The organism is Winogradskyella sp. UBA3174, from assembly GCF_002364335.1.
Lineage (GTDB): Bacteria > Bacteroidota > Bacteroidia > Flavobacteriales > Flavobacteriaceae > Winogradskyella.
Window position 1 is genome coordinate 46,889 of sequence record NZ_DEXW01000062.1, and the last position, 21,533, is coordinate 68,421.

The 21,533-nt window shown below is 31.7% G+C and carries 18 protein-coding genes and 3 tRNA genes; 6 read left to right on the plus strand and 15 right to left on the minus strand.

Going from position 1 to position 21,533, the window contains the following annotated elements; translation table 11 throughout:
- Positions 1 to 18: 18 nt before the first annotated feature.
- Positions 19 to 1,110 (minus strand): T9SS type A sorting domain-containing protein, encoded by a 1,092-nt coding sequence (locus B2U95_RS11750; RefSeq protein ID WP_296316700.1) that lies wholly within the window; start codon positions 1,108 to 1,110, stop codon positions 19 to 21.
- A 141-nt stretch (positions 1,111 to 1,251) separates the two neighbouring features.
- Between B2U95_RS11750 and B2U95_RS11755 the strand changes: the two genes are divergently transcribed.
- Entirely contained in the window at positions 1,252 to 2,826 is a 1,575-nt protein-coding gene (locus B2U95_RS11755; protein WP_296316702.1) for an NAD(P)H-hydrate dehydratase, read from the plus strand.
- A gap of 54 nt (positions 2,827 to 2,880) precedes the next feature.
- Here B2U95_RS11755 and B2U95_RS11760 read toward each other — a convergent pair whose 3' ends face one another.
- Entirely contained in the window at positions 2,881 to 3,921 is a 1,041-nt protein-coding gene (locus tag B2U95_RS11760; RefSeq protein ID WP_296316704.1) for a TlpA family protein disulfide reductase, read from the minus strand.
- Positions 3,922 to 4,095: 174 nt separating this feature from the next.
- Between B2U95_RS11760 and hutH the strand changes: the two genes are divergently transcribed.
- Positions 4,096 to 5,625 (plus strand): histidine ammonia-lyase, encoded by a 1,530-nt coding sequence (gene hutH / locus B2U95_RS11765; RefSeq protein ID WP_296316706.1) that lies wholly within the window; start codon positions 4,096 to 4,098, stop codon positions 5,623 to 5,625.
- 1 nt (position 5,626) lies between these two features.
- On the opposite strand, the gene B2U95_RS11770 is transcribed toward hutH, so the two are convergent.
- Entirely contained in the window at positions 5,627 to 6,001 is a 375-nt protein-coding gene (locus B2U95_RS11770) for a hypothetical protein (RefSeq protein WP_296316709.1), read from the minus strand.
- A gap of 83 nt (positions 6,002 to 6,084) precedes the next feature.
- A complete protein-coding gene (locus B2U95_RS11775; protein ID WP_296316711.1) occupies positions 6,085 to 8,643 on the minus strand; it encodes an ATP-dependent Clp protease ATP-binding subunit in 2,559 nt (852 codons plus the stop codon).
- A 260-nt stretch (positions 8,644 to 8,903) separates the two neighbouring features.
- On the opposite strand from B2U95_RS11775, the gene gyrA reads away from it, so the two are divergent.
- The gene (gyrA, locus tag B2U95_RS11780; RefSeq protein WP_296316714.1) at positions 8,904 to 11,441 is read left to right on the plus strand and encodes a DNA gyrase subunit A; all 2,538 of its coding nucleotides are present in this window, start codon (positions 8,904 to 8,906) and stop codon (positions 11,439 to 11,441) included.
- A 27-nt stretch (positions 11,442 to 11,468) separates the two neighbouring features.
- Positions 11,469 to 12,761 (plus strand): tetratricopeptide repeat protein, encoded by a 1,293-nt coding sequence (locus B2U95_RS11785; protein ID WP_296316716.1) that lies wholly within the window; start codon positions 11,469 to 11,471, stop codon positions 12,759 to 12,761.
- 49 nt (positions 12,762 to 12,810) lie between these two features.
- Here the strand turns inward: B2U95_RS11785 and B2U95_RS11790 are convergent, their stop codons facing one another.
- On the minus strand, positions 12,811 to 13,560 hold the full coding sequence (locus B2U95_RS11790) for a C40 family peptidase (protein WP_296316718.1): 750 nt from the start codon (positions 13,558 to 13,560) through the stop codon (positions 12,811 to 12,813).
- A 9-nt stretch (positions 13,561 to 13,569) separates the two neighbouring features.
- Positions 13,570 to 14,748, minus strand: a complete 1,179-nt coding sequence (locus tag B2U95_RS11795) for an acetyl-CoA C-acyltransferase (RefSeq protein WP_296316720.1) — start codon at positions 14,746 to 14,748, stop codon at positions 13,570 to 13,572.
- Between the two features lie 114 nt (positions 14,749 to 14,862).
- Here B2U95_RS11795 and B2U95_RS11800 point away from each other — a divergent pair, with 114 nt between their 5' ends.
- The gene (locus B2U95_RS11800; protein WP_296316723.1) at positions 14,863 to 16,914 is read left to right on the plus strand and encodes an HD family phosphohydrolase; all 2,052 of its coding nucleotides are present in this window, start codon (positions 14,863 to 14,865) and stop codon (positions 16,912 to 16,914) included.
- A gap of 298 nt (positions 16,915 to 17,212) precedes the next feature.
- On the opposite strand, the gene B2U95_RS11805 is transcribed toward B2U95_RS11800, so the two are convergent.
- From B2U95_RS11805 to B2U95_RS11845, 9 genes are all read right to left on the minus strand, one after another.
- A complete protein-coding gene (locus tag B2U95_RS11805; protein WP_296316726.1) occupies positions 17,213 to 17,776 on the minus strand; it encodes a hypothetical protein in 564 nt (187 codons plus the stop codon).
- Positions 17,777 to 17,787: 11 nt separating this feature from the next.
- A complete protein-coding gene (locus B2U95_RS11810) occupies positions 17,788 to 18,198 on the minus strand; it encodes a protein-export chaperone SecB (protein ID WP_296316728.1) in 411 nt (136 codons plus the stop codon).
- A 2-nt stretch (positions 18,199 to 18,200) separates the two neighbouring features.
- Positions 18,201 to 18,473: a hypothetical protein gene (locus B2U95_RS11815; RefSeq protein WP_296316730.1), complete on the minus strand. Its 273-nt coding sequence runs from the start codon at positions 18,471 to 18,473 to the stop codon at positions 18,201 to 18,203.
- A 386-nt stretch (positions 18,474 to 18,859) separates the two neighbouring features.
- Complete coding sequence (locus B2U95_RS11820; RefSeq protein ID WP_296316732.1) at positions 18,860 to 19,345, minus strand: hypothetical protein; 486 nt, start codon at positions 19,343 to 19,345, stop codon at positions 18,860 to 18,862.
- A gap of 136 nt (positions 19,346 to 19,481) precedes the next feature.
- Positions 19,482 to 19,712: a hypothetical protein gene (locus tag B2U95_RS11825; RefSeq protein ID WP_296316735.1), complete on the minus strand. Its 231-nt coding sequence runs from the start codon at positions 19,710 to 19,712 to the stop codon at positions 19,482 to 19,484.
- Positions 19,709 to 19,993 (minus strand): hypothetical protein, encoded by a 285-nt coding sequence (locus B2U95_RS11830; protein WP_296316737.1) that lies wholly within the window; start codon positions 19,991 to 19,993, stop codon positions 19,709 to 19,711. Before B2U95_RS11830 ends, B2U95_RS11825 begins: the two co-directional genes overlap by 4 nt.
- Before the next feature lie 422 nt (positions 19,994 to 20,415).
- Positions 20,416 to 20,489: transfer RNA gene (locus B2U95_RS11835), tRNA-Arg, on the minus strand.
- Positions 20,490 to 20,513: 24 nt separating this feature from the next.
- Positions 20,514 to 20,588 (minus strand) — tRNA-Pro (locus B2U95_RS11840).
- Positions 20,589 to 20,611: 23 nt separating this feature from the next.
- Positions 20,612 to 20,695 (minus strand) — tRNA-Ser (locus B2U95_RS11845).
- Between the two features lie 208 nt (positions 20,696 to 20,903).
- Between B2U95_RS11845 and B2U95_RS11850 the strand changes: the two genes are divergently transcribed.
- On the plus strand, positions 20,904 to 21,497 hold the full coding sequence (locus B2U95_RS11850; protein WP_296316740.1) for a hypothetical protein: 594 nt from the start codon (positions 20,904 to 20,906) through the stop codon (positions 21,495 to 21,497).
- Positions 21,498 to 21,533 lie beyond the last annotated feature (36 nt).

A 21,533-nucleotide genomic window follows, 5' to 3' on the forward strand; every position in this document is an offset into this window, starting at 1 on the left:
CTTGTTTCATAACCCCAATTAATGATTTATAATCAATCGCTTGGTTATAAATTCACTAGTACTTTTTCCTTGAATCTTAATCAAATGAATTCCAGAATTCAGATCAGAAATATCAATATGTTTGTCTGTTGATGTTTTTACCAATTGTCCGGTAATTGTATAAAACTCTGTTTTACAATTAGTATGACTTAAGATGATAGTGTTATTTGCCGGGTTTGGATAAAAAGAAAATGAAGCCTCATCCTCTTGCTGAATATTTAATGTAGAAACATTAAAGCTGTATAAGGCTTGTGTGTCAGAACCATTTTCTTCGCCAGAAATATAATATTCCGTAGCATTAATTGGTATTACAGCTTCTATCTGTGAAGAACTATTGGCAGGAACAGTTACCGCTGTTTTCGTAATAGTTCCATTAGAAAATAGACCACTACTAAATGTATCTAACTGAACGATAAAAGCTCCGTTTAAATCATAGCCACAAAGTAGAATTTCATTAGCAATAGTATTGTAAGATCCACTTGTAATTAGCCCTTGACTATCAAAATTATCAATTAACGTCGCTGTTTGTGTTCCAGGTTCTTTAGATAGTTCATAGATGTTAGTTCTTCCATCTATCCAATTCTTACTAAATATATAAAGCTGATTATTAAAATATAATAAAGCTTCAGCATCAAAATTTGTTACAAATGGATTTGTTGAAAAATCTGTTTGATCATTATAAGTGTAATTAATAACTTCTGCAGTAATAGATGTACTATTGAAATAGTCAGAAATTAAAATACGATATATTTTTAGGTCTGTTCTATCTCCTTCAAAATTGCCAAAATCACCAATGTATATGTAAGTGCCATCTTGTGTGAGATCTTCCCAGTCTATATTTGTAGCATTCGTTATTGTAACGGTTCTAGTTACATTACCAGTAGTGATGCTAACATCAAATAATTGATTAGTTGTGCCAGAATCATTATGTGTTATTAGCGTGTTGTTTATAAATAATAACCCTGAGGTTTCATTAACAGTAGCGTCGAGATTAGTCTCTAGTATTAGCTGTTGCGCAGAACTAATTAAGAAAGAGCAGGCAATAAGTATATTAACAGCTATAAATTTCATAATAAAAAATTAGAAAGTATAAATGTAGCTATTCTCTAGATTTATAGTGTAAAAACATTTTAAAGGTAATTTATTTTTAGTCGTAACTTTATAAAAGTATTATTTTTACGGTGCTACAATATATACAACAAGAATCATTACATGAAAGTATTTTCGAAAGAACAAATTTACGAAGGAGATAAATTAACGACTGAGCGTCAAAAAATAGCGTCAACTGATTTAATGGAGCGTGCAGGAACTCAAATTTTTAATTGGATTCATACGCGTATGCAAGGTGCGCAAGTGCCTATTCATGTTTTTTGTGGTATAGGTAATAATGGAGGAGACGGTTTGGTTTTAGCACGTCATTTAATTACACATGGTTATAATGTAGTGACTTATATTATAAACTGCAGTGATAAGCGCTCTAAAGACTTCTTAATTAATTACGATCGTATTAAAAATGTGACAAAAGAGTGGCCAAAGATGTTGAGTTGCAAAAATGATTTTTCTGAAATTATAATTGAAGAAAAAGATATTATTGTAGATGCTGTTTTTGGTATTGGTCTAAACAGACCACCAAATGATTGGATAAAAGAGTTATTTACAAGATTCAGAGCTTCTAAAGCATTTACGCTAGCCATAGATATTCCTTCAGGTTTACACACAGATAAACATGTAGAAGATGAAGATTCTATTGTGCACGCAAATTATACGTTGAGTTTTCAATCTCCTAAGTTGGTGTTTTTCTTACCAGAAACTGCAAAATATAGCATTCAGTGGGAAGTTTTAGATATTGGTATAGATCGCGATTATTTAATGCAGACTGAAACAGAAGTTGAATTAATTTCAAAATTAGAAGCGTTACCATTGTATAAACCAAGAGATAAATTTGCCCATAAAGGTGATTTTGGTCATGTTTTAATTTTAGGTGGAAGCTATAGTAAAATAGGAGCTGTAAATTTAGCGAGTAGTTCAGCATTAAGTTCTGGTGCAGGTTTAGTCACAGCTTACATTCCTAAATGTGGTTACCACAGTATGCAAGCAGCATTACCAGAAATAATGGTGATTAGTGATGAAAATGAAACGACTATTTCTAATATTAATTTTGATATTGATCCAACAGTTATTGGTGTTGGTGTAGGTCTTGGTACTGATGAAAAAACAGCTAAAACATTTGAAGATTTTTTAAATAATAATAAAAGACCTTTAGTCATAGATGCTGATGCATTAAACCTTTTATCTAAAAAGAAATCATTATTAAAACGATTACCAAAGCAAACTGTTTTAACACCACATCTTGGAGAATTAGAACGATTAGTAGGGAAGTGGTCAGATGATTTTGATAAATTAAAGAAGGTTAAAGCATTTTCAAAAAAGCACGATGTTATTGTATTAATAAAAGGAGCCAACTCTATAACGGTATATAATGAAAAGCTATATATAAATACCACAGGAAATCCTGGTATGGCAACAGCTGGTTGTGGTGATGTTTTAACAGGAATTATATCTGGTCTAATTGCGCAAACTTATGAACCATTAGCTGCAACGTTACTGGGTACTTATTTACATGGCAAAGCAGCAGATATTGCTTTAGAAGATTACGGTTATCAGAGTTTGATAGCTAGTCATATTATAGCGACTATTGGACATGCTTATCTAGATTTATTTAAGCAGCCAGAAAAAGAGATAGAAGTTGAAGAGCATCAGCAAGAGCTTGAGGAAGAACAACGGTAGTAATAAAAAAAGCCTTCAATTATTGAAGGCTTTTTTTATTACTAAAGATTTATGTTAGATATTTAAATCATTAAATAAAGCTACTAATTGAGAGCTTGATGGTCTTGGTGCATCTGCATTAACAATATTCCCATCGGGATCTATGAGTAAAAATCTTGGTATGCTATTAATTTTATAATCTTGTATAAATTGAGATCTAAAACCGTTATCAGCTATTAGTTGAATACCACCTAAGTTTTTATCTGCAATCATTTTTTTCCATCCTTTGTAGGCTTCAGCAGAATTTCCTTTATAACCTCTTCCTTCATCTACAGAAATACTAACAAAAGTTATATTTTTACCTTCAAATTGTTTCTCTAATTTTTGAAGAGATGGAATTTCTCTAATACACGGACCACACCATGTTGCCCAAACATCTATATAAATATATTTTCCTCTTAAATCTTCAAGAGACATATTACCTCCCGAAAAATTTTCATATTCCCTAAAAGTAGGTGATGTTTGACCTTTAGCAAATAAGGTGCGCATAGCAATTTTAGGAGATAAAAATTTACGCATTTGTTGTATTGTGCCAACAATATTATTATCCATAGCCACGACTTGAGCGGAATCTACTTCTGTATATTTTGTTTTTAGTCCTTCGTACGCAGATCTGTAATTTTCAATAGCGCTGTCTAAATCTTTTTGAGTTCCGTTAGATATCAGTTCATCTGTAAAATAATTTCTAGAAATTAAATAAGATTGAACAGAAAAGTTATTCATATCTGATGCATCACCACCAAAAACCATAGCTTTATCAAAATCTCCGTAATTAGTATTTAAAGTAGATTCGTTGTTATTTTTTAAATACATAATACCATATTTATCACCATGTTGAAGGCTATAATCACCTTCATCAACTTTTAAAGTATCTTTAAAAATGCCGTCATCACCAAGCGTAATTATTTTTTCAAAGACTTTTCCTTTAAAAACTCTTAGAGTTTTATTTTCATGGGGGTTTTCAATTTTTCCAGAAAGTGTAACATAATCTTTGGGTGCTTTCTCTTTACATGCGATAAGGGTGATTACGATGCTAAGTGTTATTAATCTTTTCATATATTTTAATTTTTCAAAAATCAAAAATAAACATTTTAATTATGGCGATGTTTATTAAAGCAGAAAGCCTTCGGATGATTACAGTTTATTTTGATTGCATTTAAATGATTTATGAATATTTTGCCGTAAAACCCAAAAATATTCTCATTTTTGAAAGAATATAAACTATAAGGCATGTCATCATATCATATCATATCTTCAGAAGCTTTAGACATTGTAACGATTTACAATATTTTTGAAGACAACAAAAAATTAAAACTCTCTGATAAGTCTAAGCAGAAAGTGATTGCTTGTAAAACATATTTAGACACTAAATTAGCGGATAACAAAAAGCCAATGTATGGTATTAATACAGGTTTTGGATCATTATATAATGTCAAAATATCAGATAATGATTTATCCCAATTGCAAGAAAACTTAGTAATGTCTCATGCTTGTGGCACTGGTGAACGTGTGCCAGAGTCTGTAGTAAAAGTAATGTTGCTTTTGAAAATTCAGTCTCTAAGTTATGGACACAGTGGTGTGCAGTTAGATACAATTAATAGACTTATAGACTTTTTTAATAATGATATTTTCCCATTTGTTTATACTCAAGGCTCTTTAGGTGCATCTGGCGATTTAGCGCCTTTGGCACATTTAGCTTTACCACTTTTAGGAAAAGGAGAAGTAGTACATAATGAGAAAGAATATAACTCAGCAGATATATTAAAGGAGTTTAATTGGGTTCCAATAAAACTTGAAGCTAAAGAAGGTTTAGCCTTATTAAACGGTACTCAGTTTATGAGTGCTTATGGCGTTTATTTGTTATTAATGTCTCATAAAACATCATATTTAGCAGATATAATAGCAAGTATATCTTTAGATGCTTTTGATGGAAGATTAGATCCTTTTCATGATTTAGTTCATCAGGTAAGACCTCATCCAGGTCAAAGAAAAGTAGCGAGACGTTTTAATGAGTTTTTAAAAGGAAGTGAACTTATTAAACGCGAAAAAGAACATGTACAAGACCCATATTCTTTTCGTTGTATTCCGCAAGTTCATGGTGCAACAAAAGATACTTTAGATTTTGTGGAGAAGGTCATTTTAACTGAGATTAATTCGGTTACTGATAATCCTAATATTTTTCATGAAGAAGATTTAATTATTTCTGGCGGAAATTTTCATGGGCAACCTTTGGCTTTAGCTTTAGATTATTTAAAGATAGCCATGGCAGAGATTGGAAATATTTCTGAACGACGCGTTTTTCAATTGGTTTCTGGTTTAAGAGGTTTACCTGCATTTTTGGTGGATAATCCTGGATTAAATTCGGGTTTTATGATACCTCAATATACAGCAGCTAGCATAGTAAGTGCTAATAAACAATTAGCATCACCAGCGAGTATAGATAGCATTGTTTCTAGTAACGGACAAGAAGATCACGTAAGTATGGGAGCAAATGCTGCAACACAAGCTTATACATTAATTAGAAATGTAGAACGTGTTGTTGCTATTGAATTGATGAATGCATCACAGGCATTAGAGTTTAGAAGACCTCTAAAAACATCTCCTTTTTTAGAATCTTTTTTACAGCAATACCGAAGTGTTGTACCTTTTGTTAAAATAGATAGAGTATTACATTACGATATAGAAGCGTCTATTCAGTTTTTAAAAGATGTAGATATTGAAATTGAAGAGTTATTTCTAAATCATTATGATTTAAAATAGATTAAGAATCAATTTTTAAAATAGTATCAGCCCAAGAAATAGCATTGTCTAAATCTGTAAATATTTCAAAAGGCTTATTAAAAAACATTTTTTCAATCTGAGCATTAATCTTAGCTTTATAATTGCTGGATACTACAGCAAAACCCTTTAAGGTTTCTATTTGAGACGTTTCATAATATATTTTAGGATCTACAGAATATGAATTTATTCTATGAGTTATATAAACAAATGGTTTTTCCGAGAAATATTTATCAGCAACTTCCAAAAGCACATTATTGTGATTTGGTGTGATATTTACTCCTTCTTTTATGACAACGACCAGATAATTATCATAAATCGTCATATCACAAAAATCAAACTGAAGGGATTCTTTCATAGTTAAATAGCTGTTATAGAACAGTTAAGGTACAAAAAAACTCCCCTAAAATAGAGGAGTTTGTATAAATTATTTAAAACAAGTTAAGATTTGGTAGTTTTACCTGGTGATTTTATCTTAATTTTTAATTCATCAGCTTTAGTGTCTAAATCCATTGTAATTACATCACCTTCGTGGATTTTAGCATTAATTATTTGTTCTGCTAATACGTCTTCTACATACTTCTGAATAGCTCTATTTAAAGGTCTAGCTCCATATTGCTTATCAAAACCTTTTTCTGCTATATAGTCCTTAGCTTTATCAGTAAGCTTTAATTCGTAACCTAAATCTTTTATTCTTGTGAATAGTTTTGCTAATTCTATATCAATGATTTTATGAATGTCTTCTTTCTCTAAAGCATTAAATACAATAACATCATCTATTCTATTTAAAAACTCAGGGGCAAAAGCTTTTTTAAGTGCATTTTCGATTACAGCTTTAGCATAATCTGTTTCTTGTGCTTCTCTTGCAGAAGTACCAAAGCCAACACCAGCACCAAAATCTTTAAGTTTACGAGCACCTATATTAGACGTCATAATAATTATTGTATTTCTAAAATCAATTTTACGACCTAAGCTATCTGTTAGGTAGCCGTCGTCTAATACTTGTAATAGCATATTAAACACGTCTGGATGCGCTTTTTCAATTTCATCTAAAAGTACAACAGCGTAAGGCTTGCGTCTAATTTTCTCAGTCAACTGACCACCTTCTTCGTAGCCAACATATCCTGGAGGTGCACCAATAAGGCGAGAGATTGCAAATTTCTCCATGTATTCACTCATGTCTATTCTAACCAAAGAATCATCACTTTCAAATAGCTCACGTGCTAAAACTTTAGCTAACTGCGTTTTACCAACACCTGTTTGACCTAAAAATATAAATGAGCCAATCGGCTTATTAGGATCTTTTAGACCAGCTCTGTTTCTTTGTATAGCCCTTACGACTTTAGTTACAGCTTCATCTTGTCCAATCACTTTACCTTTTATAAGATCTGGTAATTGAGACAGCTTGGTAATTTCTTTTTGTGCTATTTTATTTACAGGAATTCCTGTCATCATTGAAACGACGTCTGCAACGTTATCTTCTGTTACTAATTCTCTATGTTGTTTGGTGTCCTCTTCCCACTTTTCTTGAGCTGTAGCTAGCTCTTTCTCAATACGTTTTTCGTCATCACGAAGCCTTGCAGCCTCTTCATATTTCTGCTTTTTAACAACACTATTCTTAGTTTCTTTAACCTCTTCAAGCTTTTGTTCTAATTCTAGTATTTGCTTAGGTACATCGATATTTGTAATATGCACGCGAGATCCTGCTTCATCCAAAGCATCAATGGCTTTGTCTGGAAGAAAACGTTCTGTCATATAGCGGTTTGTTAACTTAACACAAGCCTCAATCGCTTCATCAGTATAATTTACATTATGATGTTCTTCGTATTTACCTTTAATATTATTAAGAATTTCAATCGTTTCTTCAACAGTAGTTGGTTCAACTATCACCTTCTGAAAACGACGTTCTAAAGCCCCATCTTTTTCGATATATTGTCTGTACTCATCTAAAGTAGTTGCTCCAATACATTGTATTTCACCTCTTGCTAACGCTGGTTTAAACATGTTTGAAGCGTCTAAACTTCCTGTAGCTCCACCTGCTCCAACTATGGTGTGAATCTCATCAATAAAAAGAATAATATCATCATTCTTTTCTAGCTCATTCATAACAGCTTTCATTCGCTCTTCAAACTGGCCTCTATATTTGGTGCCAGCGACCAAGCTCGCTAAGTCTAAGGTTACAACACGCTTATTAAATAATGTGCGTGAAACTTTACGTTTTATAATACGTAAGGCGAGGCCTTCTGCAATTGCAGATTTACCCACACCTGGTTCTCCTATTAATAGAGGATTGTTTTTCTTTCTTCGACTTAAAATTTGAGAAACACGTTGTATTTCTTTTTCTCTCCCAACAACTGGATCTAATTTCCCTTCTTCAGCAAGAACAGTTAAGTCTCTACCAAAATTATCTAAAACAGGTGTCTTAGATTTTTTATTGGTTTTACCAGACTGTTTGCCACCAAATGGACTTTGTTTTGCATCGTTATCCTCTTCATTTGTATCATCATCATCAGAGAACGACTCTGCTTTAGGAGTATCTAGGTAATCATCTTCGCTAGTAATCATAGATTTAAATTCTTCTTTTACGTTATCATAGCCCACTTTTAACTTATTTAAAAGCTTAGTTGTAGGATCGTTTTCATTTCTTAAAATGCACAATAACAAATGTGCAGTATTTATAGAGGTGCTTTGAAATAGTTTTGCTTCTAAAAACGTTGTTTTTAAAGCGCGCTCAGCTTGTCTTGTTAAGTGCAAGTTCTTTTTTTCATTAGAACTAGTAATAATATTTGGGTTTGCAGGACTTAAAATCTCAACTTTGCGCCTTAGATGATTAAGATCTACATCTAAAGCACTCAAAATATCAATAGCTTTGCCATCACCATCTCTTAGTAAACCGAGCATTAAATGTTCTGTCCCAATAAAGTCGTGGCCCAATCTTAGAGCTTCTTCTTTACTGTAAGCAATTACATCCTTAACTCTTGGGGAAAAATTATCATCCATAGTAAAATCCTTTCTGCATTAAAAGTAATAAAAACATATTATTAGTAAGTCAAAAACTATACCTTTTTATAACCTTTAAACGAATAGACTAAAAAAGCATTATAATTCAAAGTAAATTAGCATTTACTTATTAACGAAAAAGATATTAAAGATTGTTAATAAAAACTCCCAAATATCATATTTAAACTACCTGCAAACGCTTATGAATTGGTTATATTAGCACGTTATGAAAACCTACAAAAAAACTAATTAATTTATATATGGCAGAAGGAGAAAAACTCATTCCAATTAACATTGAAGATGAAATGAAATCGGCTTACATTGATTATTCAATGTCGGTCATTGTGTCACGTGCTTTACCAGATGTAAGAGATGGTTTAAAGCCAGTTCATAGACGTGTACTTTATGGTATGCACGAGCTAGGCATTAGAGCAAGTGGTGCACATAAAAAATCAGCAAGAATAGTCGGTGAAGTTTTAGGTAAATATCACCCACATGGAGATACATCTGTTTATGATGCTATGGTTCGTATGGCTCAAGAATGGAGTTTGCGTTACATGTTGGTTGATGGGCAAGGTAACTTTGGTTCAGTAGATGGTGATAGTCCGGCCGCAATGCGTTATACAGAAGCGCGTATGCGTAAGATATCTGAAGACATGCTAGCAGATATTGACAAGGAGACTGTAGATCATAAATTAAATTTTGATGATACTCTTCAAGAGCCAACGGTTTTACCAACTCGTATCCCAGGGCTTTTAGTAAATGGAGCATCTGGTATTGCTGTAGGTATGGCAACTAATATGCCACCACACAACTTAACAGAAGTTGTAAATGGTACAATAGCATATATTGAGAATAACGATATTGAAATCGATGAATTAATACAACACGTTAAAGCACCCGATTTTCCAACAGGTGGAACCATTTATGGTTATGATGGTGTAAAAGAAGCATTTCACACAGGTCGTGGACGAATTGTAATGCGTGGTAACGCTATTATCGAAGAAGTACAAGGTAGAGAATGTATTATAGTTACCGAGATTCCTTACCAAGTCAATAAGGCAGACATGATTAAAAAGACTGCTGATATTATTAATGATAAAAAATTGGAGGGTATTTCTACCATTAGAGATGAATCTGATAGAAACGGAATGCGTATCGTTTACATTTTAAAACGTGATGCTATTCCTAATATTGTACTTAATAAGTTATACAAGTATACAGCATTACAGTCATCTTTTAGTGTAAATAATATAGCACTTGTTAATGGTCGCCCACAACTATTAAACTTAAAGGAGTTAATTCATTATTTCGTTGAACACAGACATGAGGTTGTTGTAAGACGAACTACTTATGAATTGCGCAAAGCGGAAGAACGTGCGCATATCTTAGAAGGTTTAATAATTGCTTCGGATAATATTGATGAAGTGATTAAGATTATTCGTGCATCATCCAATGCAGACGAGGCTCGAAATAATTTAATTGAGCGATTTAAACTCTCAGAAATACAGGCTAAAGCCATTGTTGAGATGCGTTTACGTCAGTTAACAGGTTTAGAGCAAGACAAATTACGTTCTGAATATGACGGCATCATGAAGACAATTATAGATCTTAAAGACATCCTTGACAACAAAGAACGTCGTATGGATATTATTAAAGGTGAGTTAGAAGTTGTTAGAGATAAGTATGGAGATGAGCGTCGTTCAGTTATAGAATATGCAGGTGGTGACTTGAGTATTGAAGATATGATACCAGACGAGAAAGTTGTAATAACAATTTCGCATGCTGGATATATTAAGCGTACATCACTTACTGAGTACAAAACTCAGCACAGAGGTGGAGTTGGACAAAAAGCATCAACGACACGTAATGAAGATTTCTTAGAGCATTTATTTGTTGGTACTAACCACCAATATATGTTATTCTTTACCCAAAAAGGAAAATGTTTTTGGATGCGTGTTTACGAAATCCCTGAAGGATCAAAAACGTCTAAAGGAAGAGCAATACAGAATCTAATAAATATAGAGCAAGATGACAAAGTGATGGCCTTTATTTGTACTCAAGATTTAAAAGACGAAGAGTATATTAATAGTCATTATGTAATAATGGCAACCAAAAAAGGTCAGGTTAAGAAAACATCTTTAGAGCAATACTCTAGACCAAGATCTAACGGGATTAATGCTATTACTATTAAGGAAGACGATGTTTTATTAGAGGCTAAATTAACTACAGGTGAAAGTCAAGTGATGCTGGCATTAAAATCTGGTAAAGCGATTCGCTTTGAAGAAGCTAAGACTAGACCAATGGGTAGAAATGCTTCTGGAGTTCGTGGTATTCGTCTTCAAGATGAAAAAACTGATGAAGTTATAGGCATGATTGCTGTTGATGATATGGAAAGTAATATTCTTGTGGTTTCAGAAAATGGCTACGGAAAACGTTCAAGTTTAGAAGATTACAGAATTACCAATAGAGGCGGGAAAGGTGTAAAAACCATTTCTATCACAGAAAAAACAGGTAATTTAGTGTCTATTAAGAATGTAACAGACGAAGATGATTTAATGATTATCAATAAATCTGGAATTGCAATTCGCATGGCAGTAGCAGATTTACGAGTTATGGGAAGAGCAACTCAGGGTGTTAAACTTATTAACTTAAAAGGTAGTGATTCTATTGCTGCAGTTGCAAAAGTTATGAAAGATGACGAAGAGGATGCTGAAGATATAGATTCTGAAGTTGCTGATAACCAAGATTCTAATGATGATGGCACAGCTATTGATAATAATGAAACTGAGAACTAAAATTAACAATAAAATATTTATTACAATATGAAAAAATTAATAACATTAGTGTTACTCTTGATTCTTTCGTCAATCTCTTTTGCACAGAAGAGCGAAGTGAAAGCAATCGAGAAAGCACTTAAAAATTCAAATTTTGCTGATGCAAAATCAGCAGTTTCTACAGCCGATGCCTTAATAGGCAGTATGGATGATAAAACAAAATCTAAGTTTTATTACCTAAAATCACAGGCGCTGTATGCTAACGGAGCTGGTACAGATGCGAGTATTGACGAGGCTATTACGACTTTAGATAAGCTAAAGGACTTAGAATCTTCAATGGGTAAATTGAAGTACACTGATCAAGCCAATGCAATGAAGTTGAGGATGACTAAATCTTTCTTAACTAAGGCTAATAATGCTATTAGTAATAAGAATTTTAAAGCAGCAGCACAACGTTTTGAAAAAGTATATAAAATGTCACCACAAGATACTATATATCTTTATTACGCTGCTTCATCTGCGGTAAATGGTAAGGATTTTGATAATGCTTTAGATTATTATTTAAAGCTAAAAAACATGGGATATACTGGTGCTTCAATGGAATATTACGCTACAAATAAGGAGAATGGTGAAGAAGAACCATTTGCAAATAAATCTGAAAGAGACTTAACTGTTAAAATTGCTAAAACTCATAACAATCCACAGGACAAAAGAGGAGATTCTAAAACATCAGAAATTGTAAAAAATATTGCTTTAATTTATGTGTCTCAGGATAAAAATGAAAAAGCTTTAGGTGCAATGGCAGATGCAAGAGCAGAAAACCCAGATGATTTAGGATTATTATTATCAGAGGCTAATGTATATCTTAAAATGGGTAATCGCGAAAAGTTTAAAAGCTTAATGGAAGAAGCTACAGAAAAAGACCCAGACAATGCTGAGTTACAGTATAACTTAGGTGTGCTTGCGGCTGATGGTGGTAATGCGGAAGAGTCTATAAAATATTATGAGAAAGCTATTGCTATTAATCCTAGTTATACGGATGCTTATAATAATTTAGCTGTAGTTATATTAGAAGGAGAAGCTGGAATTGTAGAAGAAATGAATGGTTTAGGGAATAGCTCTGCTGATAATAAAAAATATGATGAGCTAAAAGAGAAACGTGCTCAATTATATCAAACGGCTATACCATATTTAACGAAATCTTTGGAGCTAAGAAGTGCAAATATAAATGCAGCTAAAACGTTGATGAATATTTATAGTGCTATTGGTGAAACTGAAAAGTATAAAGAAATGAAGGCTAAAGTTGAAGAGATTGAAGCTGCTGAAAGTGGTAATAACTAGTAGTATATTACTTATATAAAAAAAGCGACTTAATATTAAGTCGCTTTTTTTATATGATTTTTTTAATTACTCGGAGTTTGTGAGTATGAATATTCTTATCAGTATTATAAATGCCACTATGGTCTAATCGATCTATTCGTACTTTACCATGTGCATGTATAATATAATTATCTTCCATAATAATTCCTACGTGTATAATATTCCCTTCTGCATTATCAAAAAACGCTAAATCACCTGGTTCACTTTCTTCTATAAAGCTTAAAGCTTCTCCTTGGCTAGCTTGTTGAGATGCGTCTCTAAGTAATTTATAACCATTCAATTTATATACCATTTGAGTAAAACCAGAACAGTCAATACCAAAAGGTGTTTTTCCTCCCCACAAATAAGGGGAGTTTAGGAATAAAAAAGATGTATCAATGACTTGAGGTTTCTTGTTTTTCTGAGAAATAATATTTCCCTCAAAAGTATGATTTAATAGTTCTATCCCGTTTAAATTGGAGCCAATTGGAATTGGGTATAAATTATTTGAAGTATCTGAAACAAATTCAATTAAATCTGAAGACAATTTAATTTCACACTTTGATATTTCAGTATAATTAAATTCATCAATTTCTAGATATTGCTTGTTATCTATCCATCCTTCGTAATTATCAAAATCAAAACGAATACGGCTCCATTTTTTTCGCTGCTCTAAAACTTTAAAATTATCTCCGTACAAAGCTTGCGTTACCATTTCACTGGTATCGCTAGGCTCTAATCGTATAGGTACAATTCCTAAATTGCAAATGCCGTATTGCATAAATTGTGTTTAAGCGCGTTCTATTATAATTGCAGAAGCACCACCACCGCCATTACATATTGCAGCAGCACCTATTTTAGCATTATTTTGATGCAGCACATTAATAAGAGTTACCACTATTCTTGCACCAGAGCAACCCAAAGGATGACCTAATGAAACAGCACCTCCGTTTACATTAACATTACTATCATTCAATCCTAAAATTTTCATATTTGCTAATCCAACGACAGAGAATGCTTCGTTAAATTCAAAATAATCAACATCATTAATATCTATATTAGATTTAGCTAGTGCTTTAGGTAAGGCTTTTGCCGGTGCAGTTGTAAACCATTTTGGCTCTTGCGCAGCATCTGCGTAACCTTTTATAATTGCAATAGGGGTTAGTCCTAGTTCATTAGCTTTTTCTCTACTCATTAAAACCATAGCAGCAGCACCATCATTTATTGTAGAAGCATTTGCAGCTGTTACGGTACCATCTTTTGTAAATGCAGCACGTAAAGCTGGAATTTTTTCCATCTTTACATTTGTGTATTCTTCATCTCTATCTACAACAATAGCATCACCACGGCGCTGAGGTACTTCGATAGGAATAACTTCGTTATCATATTTGCCAGAATCCCATGCTGCTTTTGAACGTTCGTAAGATTGAATAGCAAATTTATCTTGGTCTTCTCTAGAAAATTTATATTCGGTAGCGCACGTGTCTGCTGAAACACCCATCGCATTTTTATTATAAGCATCAACAAGTCCGTCTTTCTGCATACCATCTTCAAGCGTAGCAGGGCCAAATTTAGTTCCGCTTCTTGCATGATAATAGTGAGGAATAGCGCTCATGTTTTCCATTCCACCCGCAACAACAATCTCTGCGTCTCCAAGTTTAATACTTTGAGCAGCTTGCATAATGGCTTTCATACCAGAGGCACACACTTTATTTATTGTAGTACAAGGAACGGTGTCAGGTATACCAGCAAATATTGCTGCTTGCCTTGCTGGAGCCTGACCAGTACCTGCTTGTACGACATTACCCATCAATACTTCATCTATCAATTCGGGCTTCAAGTTTATTTTATCTAAAGCACCTTTAATTGCTGCTGCACCAAGCCTTGGGGCTGGTATTGACGATAAAGCACCTAAAAAACTTCCTATAGGTGTTCTTACAGCTGATACGATTACAACCTCCTTATTCATTACTATAAAATTTGAAATTAGTTGGGACGAATTTAATCAATTTTTGATAGATTTAGGAATGAATTATACATTATAGGGCTCTAAAATTTTAATATTTATTACATTTGATTGTATATGAATAATCTTTTAAATAAATGGTATAAGAATCATGCACTAGTATATAAAATACTTCTGTTTATAGCAACCACGCTTTTTATTGTTTATTTATTTCCTAAGACAGGAAAGTTTAGGTTTTCGTTTGAAAATGGAAAGCCTTGGCAATCTGAAATTTTATATGCGCCCTTTGATTTTGCTATTAAAAAGTCAGTAGATGAACTTAAAGAGGAACAACTAGAAATAGAAAATAACTCATCTATTTATTTTGAAATTAACCTTAAAATAAATGAACAGTTAAAATCTGAATATCTTAAACGCTTTAACCAAGCCTTTAAGGACACATTGGGTTCAGGGCCGCAAAACTTAATACTCTATGAAAAAGGGAAGTCTTTTTTAGATGAACTTTATAACAATGGAGTTTTGGACTCAGATTACAATTATTCTGTCAATCGACAAGTCATTTTGGTATCCTTAAACACCATTCAGAAGCAATTGGAATACGGAGATTTTGTTGAGATTAATCAGTTAAGGCCTTTATTAGAAGATTATTTCAGTGTTTCTGTTTCAACTGATAATAGAAATAGAATGATATCCTTGTTTTTTGATATTGTTAAATCGAATATCACTATTAATCAAGGCTTAACGCAAAAATCACTAGAAGAGCAGCTTTCCCAAGTATCACAAACACGTGGAAGTATAGAAAAGGGGCAATTAATTATTTCTAAAGGGCAAATTGTTGGTGACGAAGAGTATACTATTTTAAATTCTCTTAAGTCAGAGTATGAGTCTCAAGTATGGAATACTGCCAATTATAATTGGGTACTTGTAGCATACACCTTACTTGTAGCTTTAGCTCTTTTAATGTTATTGTTATTCCTAAGAAAATATAGAATTGAGGTCTTTCTTAACAATACGAAAGTAACCTTTATCTTTTTCAACATTGCTCTAATGATATTTTTAACCACATTGGTTATAAACTATAATTCGCAATATATTTATGTGGTACCGTTATGTATTTTACCACTGGTTCTAAAGGCTTTTTTCGATGCTAGGTTAGGACTTTTTGCTCATGTATTAACCGTGCTCTTACTAGGGTTTATCGTGCCTAATAGCTATGAATATATGTTTCTCCAGATTATTGCAGGAATTGTGACTATACTTACAGTTTCCGAATTATATAAAAGAGCGAATCTATTTATATCTGTAGGTCAAATAACTTTTATTTATATCATAGCTTATTTTGCTTTCTTTGTTATTCATGAAGGGCAATTAACAGGGTTGAAATGGGAAACCTTTGGCTTGTTTATTCTTTGTGGTTTAGCCACGCTTTTCGTACAACCATTAATTTATATTTATGAAAAGATATTTGGTCTAGTATCAGATGTGTCGTTATTAGAACTTTCTGATACTAACTCTAAATTACTTAAAGAGTTATCTAACCGAGCTCCTGGTACTTTTCATCATTCACTAAATGTGGCAAATCTAGCCGAAGCATCTGCAAATGAAATAGGTGCTAACGCAATGTTAATAAGAGTAGGTGCGTTATATCACGACATTGGTAAGATGACCAATCCAACATATTTCACCGAAAATCAGAGTACAGGTATTAATCCACACGATGAGTTGTCGAGTAAAGAAAGCGCTAAAATTATTATTGGCCACACATTAAATGGTATTGAAATCGCTAAAAAGAATAATTTACCTGATCGTGTCACAGATTTTATAAGAACACACCATGGGACTAGTTTGGTCTATTATTTCTACATGAAAGAGAAGGCTGAAGATGAGAATGCAAATATTGAAGATTTTATGTATCCTGGACCGAAACCATTTAGCAAAGAAACAGCGATATTGATGATGTGCGATAGTGTAGAGGCAGCATCTAAGAGTTTAAAGGAGCCTACAACTACAAAGATTAATGAGTTTGTGGAAAATATTATAAATAAACAAATGGAAAATGGGCAGTTTCTTAATGCTGATATTACGTTTAAAGAAATTCAATCTATTAAAAAGGTATTAAAACATAAGTTAGCTAATATCTATCATTTAAGAATAGAGTATCCAGAATAAGAATTCTCACTGTATTTAATCAACAAAAAAGCCTTAACATAAATGTTAAGGCTTTTTGTGATCGCACTAGAATTCGATATATCACTAAAAAACCGACCTATTTACACTAAAAACGTCATATTTATTTGTTTTTTGGTGTAAATCATACATATTGCTAGTGAGATTTAGTGATATAGATATACTAATTGTATAACAATGGTATAACAAATTTGTGATATATATTTAATTAATTAACTTTTGAAATAGCCAATATTAAAATATCAATTTTTAAGGGTTTAGTTCAATAAAAAAATCAAAATCAAATAACAATATCATTGTCGTAATATGTTGGGTATATTACTTTATAATCTTTGAATGTAACTTTAGATAACTCAAAAATACAAATTTGAATAGGAGGTTTATACTCGAAATGTGCTTTTGTATTTGAAAGGAAGCTCATTTGATAATTTGGTTGAATATGAACAGATTTTGAATTAATTGGATTTATTCTGATAGCATTATATGTAAATGAACCAGATTTTATAATAAATTCTAAAACTCTAGAAACTGTAGTCGTTTCATTAATTAATCCATTTTCCTCCATTAGCTTTAGCGCAGCTTCAAACTCTAGCATATGAGCTGTATTTCCAACTAAATCAAAACAATTTGTATCATTTAATTCTATTGTTGCTTTACAAATCATATAGTTATCTGCCAAGCTAACTTCACCCCACCATTTAGCATTTTCTATAAATGTGTCCCAAAAGTAATAGCCACTACCAAGCCATGAATTAGTATGGGTACATTTGAATGGTCCATTACTTTCCACAAAATCCGGATTATCTCTATCTGCTAGAGTTTGGTATATTATAGTGTTAATCAAAAGAGATACTTTTATATTTCTTTTGTATTATTCTTAAGAGGTTCTTCTAATGAAACTAAATTCATCGTTGGTAAAATTAGTGGTGGAATATTAGCTTGATTAGTTACCAAACTTACATAAGCTCTTAAATAAGGAAATAGTAGTGCAATACTATTACGATAAAAATATGTTGGAATATCTTCTATTGTTTTAGCATTTTCGAATATGAACTCACCTATACAGCGTATTTTAATGAAGTTCTTTCCTTTATTAGAATTTGACATAGCATAAAAAGTAAATGTCAATTCAAATTTTGATTCATCTTTTATAAAAACACCTTTTGGTTTAAAATCAATCATTAAATCACCATCTGAGTAATTTTTTAAATCTATCTTAACTAAATCAAAGTAATAATGCTTAATTGAAAAACTAGCTTTCTCCATAATTATATAAGTGAATATTTTGTAAATAAAAAGTCCGAAGTAAATTTCGGACTTTCTATTATATTAACAAAATTTTGTTGATTATTTTCTGGTGGAGGATTTTTTATTTTAAAGGTACTTCCAGAGAATCTTAAAAATTCTTCCACTGTTGGGCTGTTTATGGAATCAAATTTTGATGTTGCTTTCCATAAATCATTTACTTCCTCTTCTGAATGGGAGAGAAAATATTCTTTCAATTTCTCAAACATTGTTGCCATCTTTTTGCGATCTTTCATTGGTTAATTATAACAAATGTATTTATTTTAGTTCAATTTTTAGAACAACTACTGAATATTCTATTTAGTATATTATTATTTATAATGGTTCTAAATAGAAATATCCCATTAAATCTTCTAATAGTAAGACGCATAATTATTCAATTTATTACAATTAAAAGCGTTTATTTTTTGATTATTATTATTTAATGCTCAAAAACTATACCAATTCTTAAATTGAGTTAATGAAATGTAATACTTGTTTAGATGTTAATTAAGTAAAGTTAATACTAAGTATCTTCATTTTTTTAAAACTGATAATATCAATTATTGAATTTGTTACTTCTATATAAAAACGTGTCACAGGTTCAAAAGGGCTAAAAAAATAAAAAACACTGAAAATAGATTTATTTAATATTTGATTTTTTTTTAACTTGTATGGGATTATAAGCTTTTTTAAATATAGATATAGTAGAGATTGAATCTTTGAGTATTTCTATTTTTTCTTCCATTCGAATGTATGCGATATCCTTATTGTACCTTCCAAAGACACCACCTATAAAAACTAAAGCTGTTACGATTGGAATTATTGACCAATCTGGGATCCTATTTAGAATATTCTGTTTAGGATCTTTTTTGATTCCAATGTTATCAATAGTATTAATGCAGTCGTTAACAAATGCTTTAATACCCTCTCTCTTATCAATTGGTCTATCAGCTATTGTTGGTTGCCAATCAAAATATTTTATATAAGATTCTTGAGGTGAGTCTTTACCAAAAAACTTTACTATATATGTTTTAGTTTCTAATGTCCAACTATAGTTTAAGTTTTGTTCATTTTCTAGCTTCTTAATTTGATTTTTTAATATGTGAATAGCCTTTGATTTCTTCATTTAAATTGGTTTTATATTATAAAACTATAATTTTAATACATTCATATTCCAAACAATAATTATAAAGTTGAAAATGATTATAGATAACAATATAGCTATGGTAATTTGCTCTCTTTTATTGAATGGTCTTTTCATCTTAGAAATTAAGGCTTGAATATTTATCTAAGTTCTTACCAGTCTTAAAAGCTGTCACGTCCGTTACGGTATTATGTTCTGCATCATAAACAACTTCAACAAAAAACCTATCTATTGCATAGCAGTTGATTTTAACGTCTTTTGTAACGCAGTTGTCTAAAAATGTGCCTATTTCCCAAACCTTTGCTTGTTTGTTTTCTAGTGAGAGTAGGTTAAATTCGTATAAAGTCATTTCATCTGTTTTTTGCTATAACTATATGCGTATCGTTCTGCAATATAGATATACTTATTTTTTAGTTGATTTACGATTCTAAATTGAGCTTCTGAGTAACTGTGGTTATCCAGATACCATTTGTAAACCTTAGTTCCTGCTTTCATCTTCATGTCATTCAAATGAATGTCATAAATATTTTCGTTTAATTCAAATAATGGATTATCAATAAAGTGTTTAAAGTCATCATAAGCGCTTTTTGTAGCTTTTTTGCACTGAGTATTTAGTAGGTCAAGATTCATACTCTCAAAGTTATAAAGAAAGGTTTCTGATTATATACTTTTAAGAACTAAGTAATTAACAAATGTTGTTTTTTTGCATTCTTAATTTGAAAATGCTAATAGAATACAAGTGCCAATAACCCAAAAAATAAATATGAAAATTTCATCTTTACTCCAGTCATTTTCTTCAATATTTTCAACTAGAAATTAGGTCGGTTTGAATCGGGATTTTATTATATCCAAAAACATATATAAATATGGTGAAATAGGTGTGTTTATATTTGTTAATTGATTTTCTCGTAAATTGTAAGTTGCTTATTATCAATAATTTATTTTTTTAGGTGAAAACAAAAAAATAAATTGAATGGTATAACAATGGTAGTACAAATGAAAACAAAAAAGCCCATATATAGTTGAAAATCAACTACTTACGGGCTTAAAAGTGATCGCACTAGGATTCGAACCTAGGACCGCCTGCTTAGAAGGCAGGTGCTCTATCCAACTGAGCTATGCGACCATTCAAGAGTTTTAGCTCTTAAAGTCGGGGTGGCAGGATTCGAACCTGCGGCCTCCACGTCCCAAACGTGGCGCGATAACCGGGCTACGCTACACCCCGAATTGGTCATCATAAAAATATTGCGGAGAGACAGGGACTCGAACCCTGGCGACAGTTACCCGTCGACAGATTAGCAATCTGCTCCATTACCACTCTGGCACCTCTCCAATAATTAAAAGAACATTCCTTGAAATGCGGTTGCAAATGTAAGTTTTCATATTAAAGAACGCAACAATTTTTTCGAGTTTTTTATCATCAAATTCTTTAGTGTTTAATCTTAGAGGGTTACAACCATATTTTTCTATTTTAATAGGAGACTTTAGTTGTTAATCTGATTTTACTTAAATTTATAATAGCAAAATAATTTATTAAATAATGTCTACATATAAAAACGATAGAGCCTTTACAAATTATGTTCATAATAATCTTGCGTTGCCTTTAATATATAAGAAGATTGAATGGAAAGAAGTAAAACTCAAAACTGATTATGCTCAATTTATAGACATGACTGATGGTATTGACTATATTTTCAGGAAAGACGATGCTATAATGACCATTCAAGAGCGTTTTAGAGAGGAAAAGTATCAGAATTATTCAGATTTTACGATTCGTTATCGTAGAGATGAAAATAAGATTGAAAATCGTCGCGAGTCTGAATATTATAAAATGAAAGCTCATTATTTTACTTATGGTATAATAGATAGTGCTAAAAATAAAGTTAATAGAGATTCTTGTTTTATAAAATTCGCTATTATAGATTTAAAGAAAGTTTATGAAAAGCTAGATTCAAAAGCCATATTTATTTCAGATAATAATAAAAATAAATGTGAGATAGTAGATGGAAATCGAATTGAATGCCCAATTAAATATAATTCAGACGGTTCTTCATCCTTTTTTCCAATTGATATTGCATTTTTAGTGAAATTATGGGGAAGTGATATGGTGATTTTTCAAAAGGGGTTTTTCTAAAAAGCACTAAAATTTAACGTTATTTTACTAATTAAA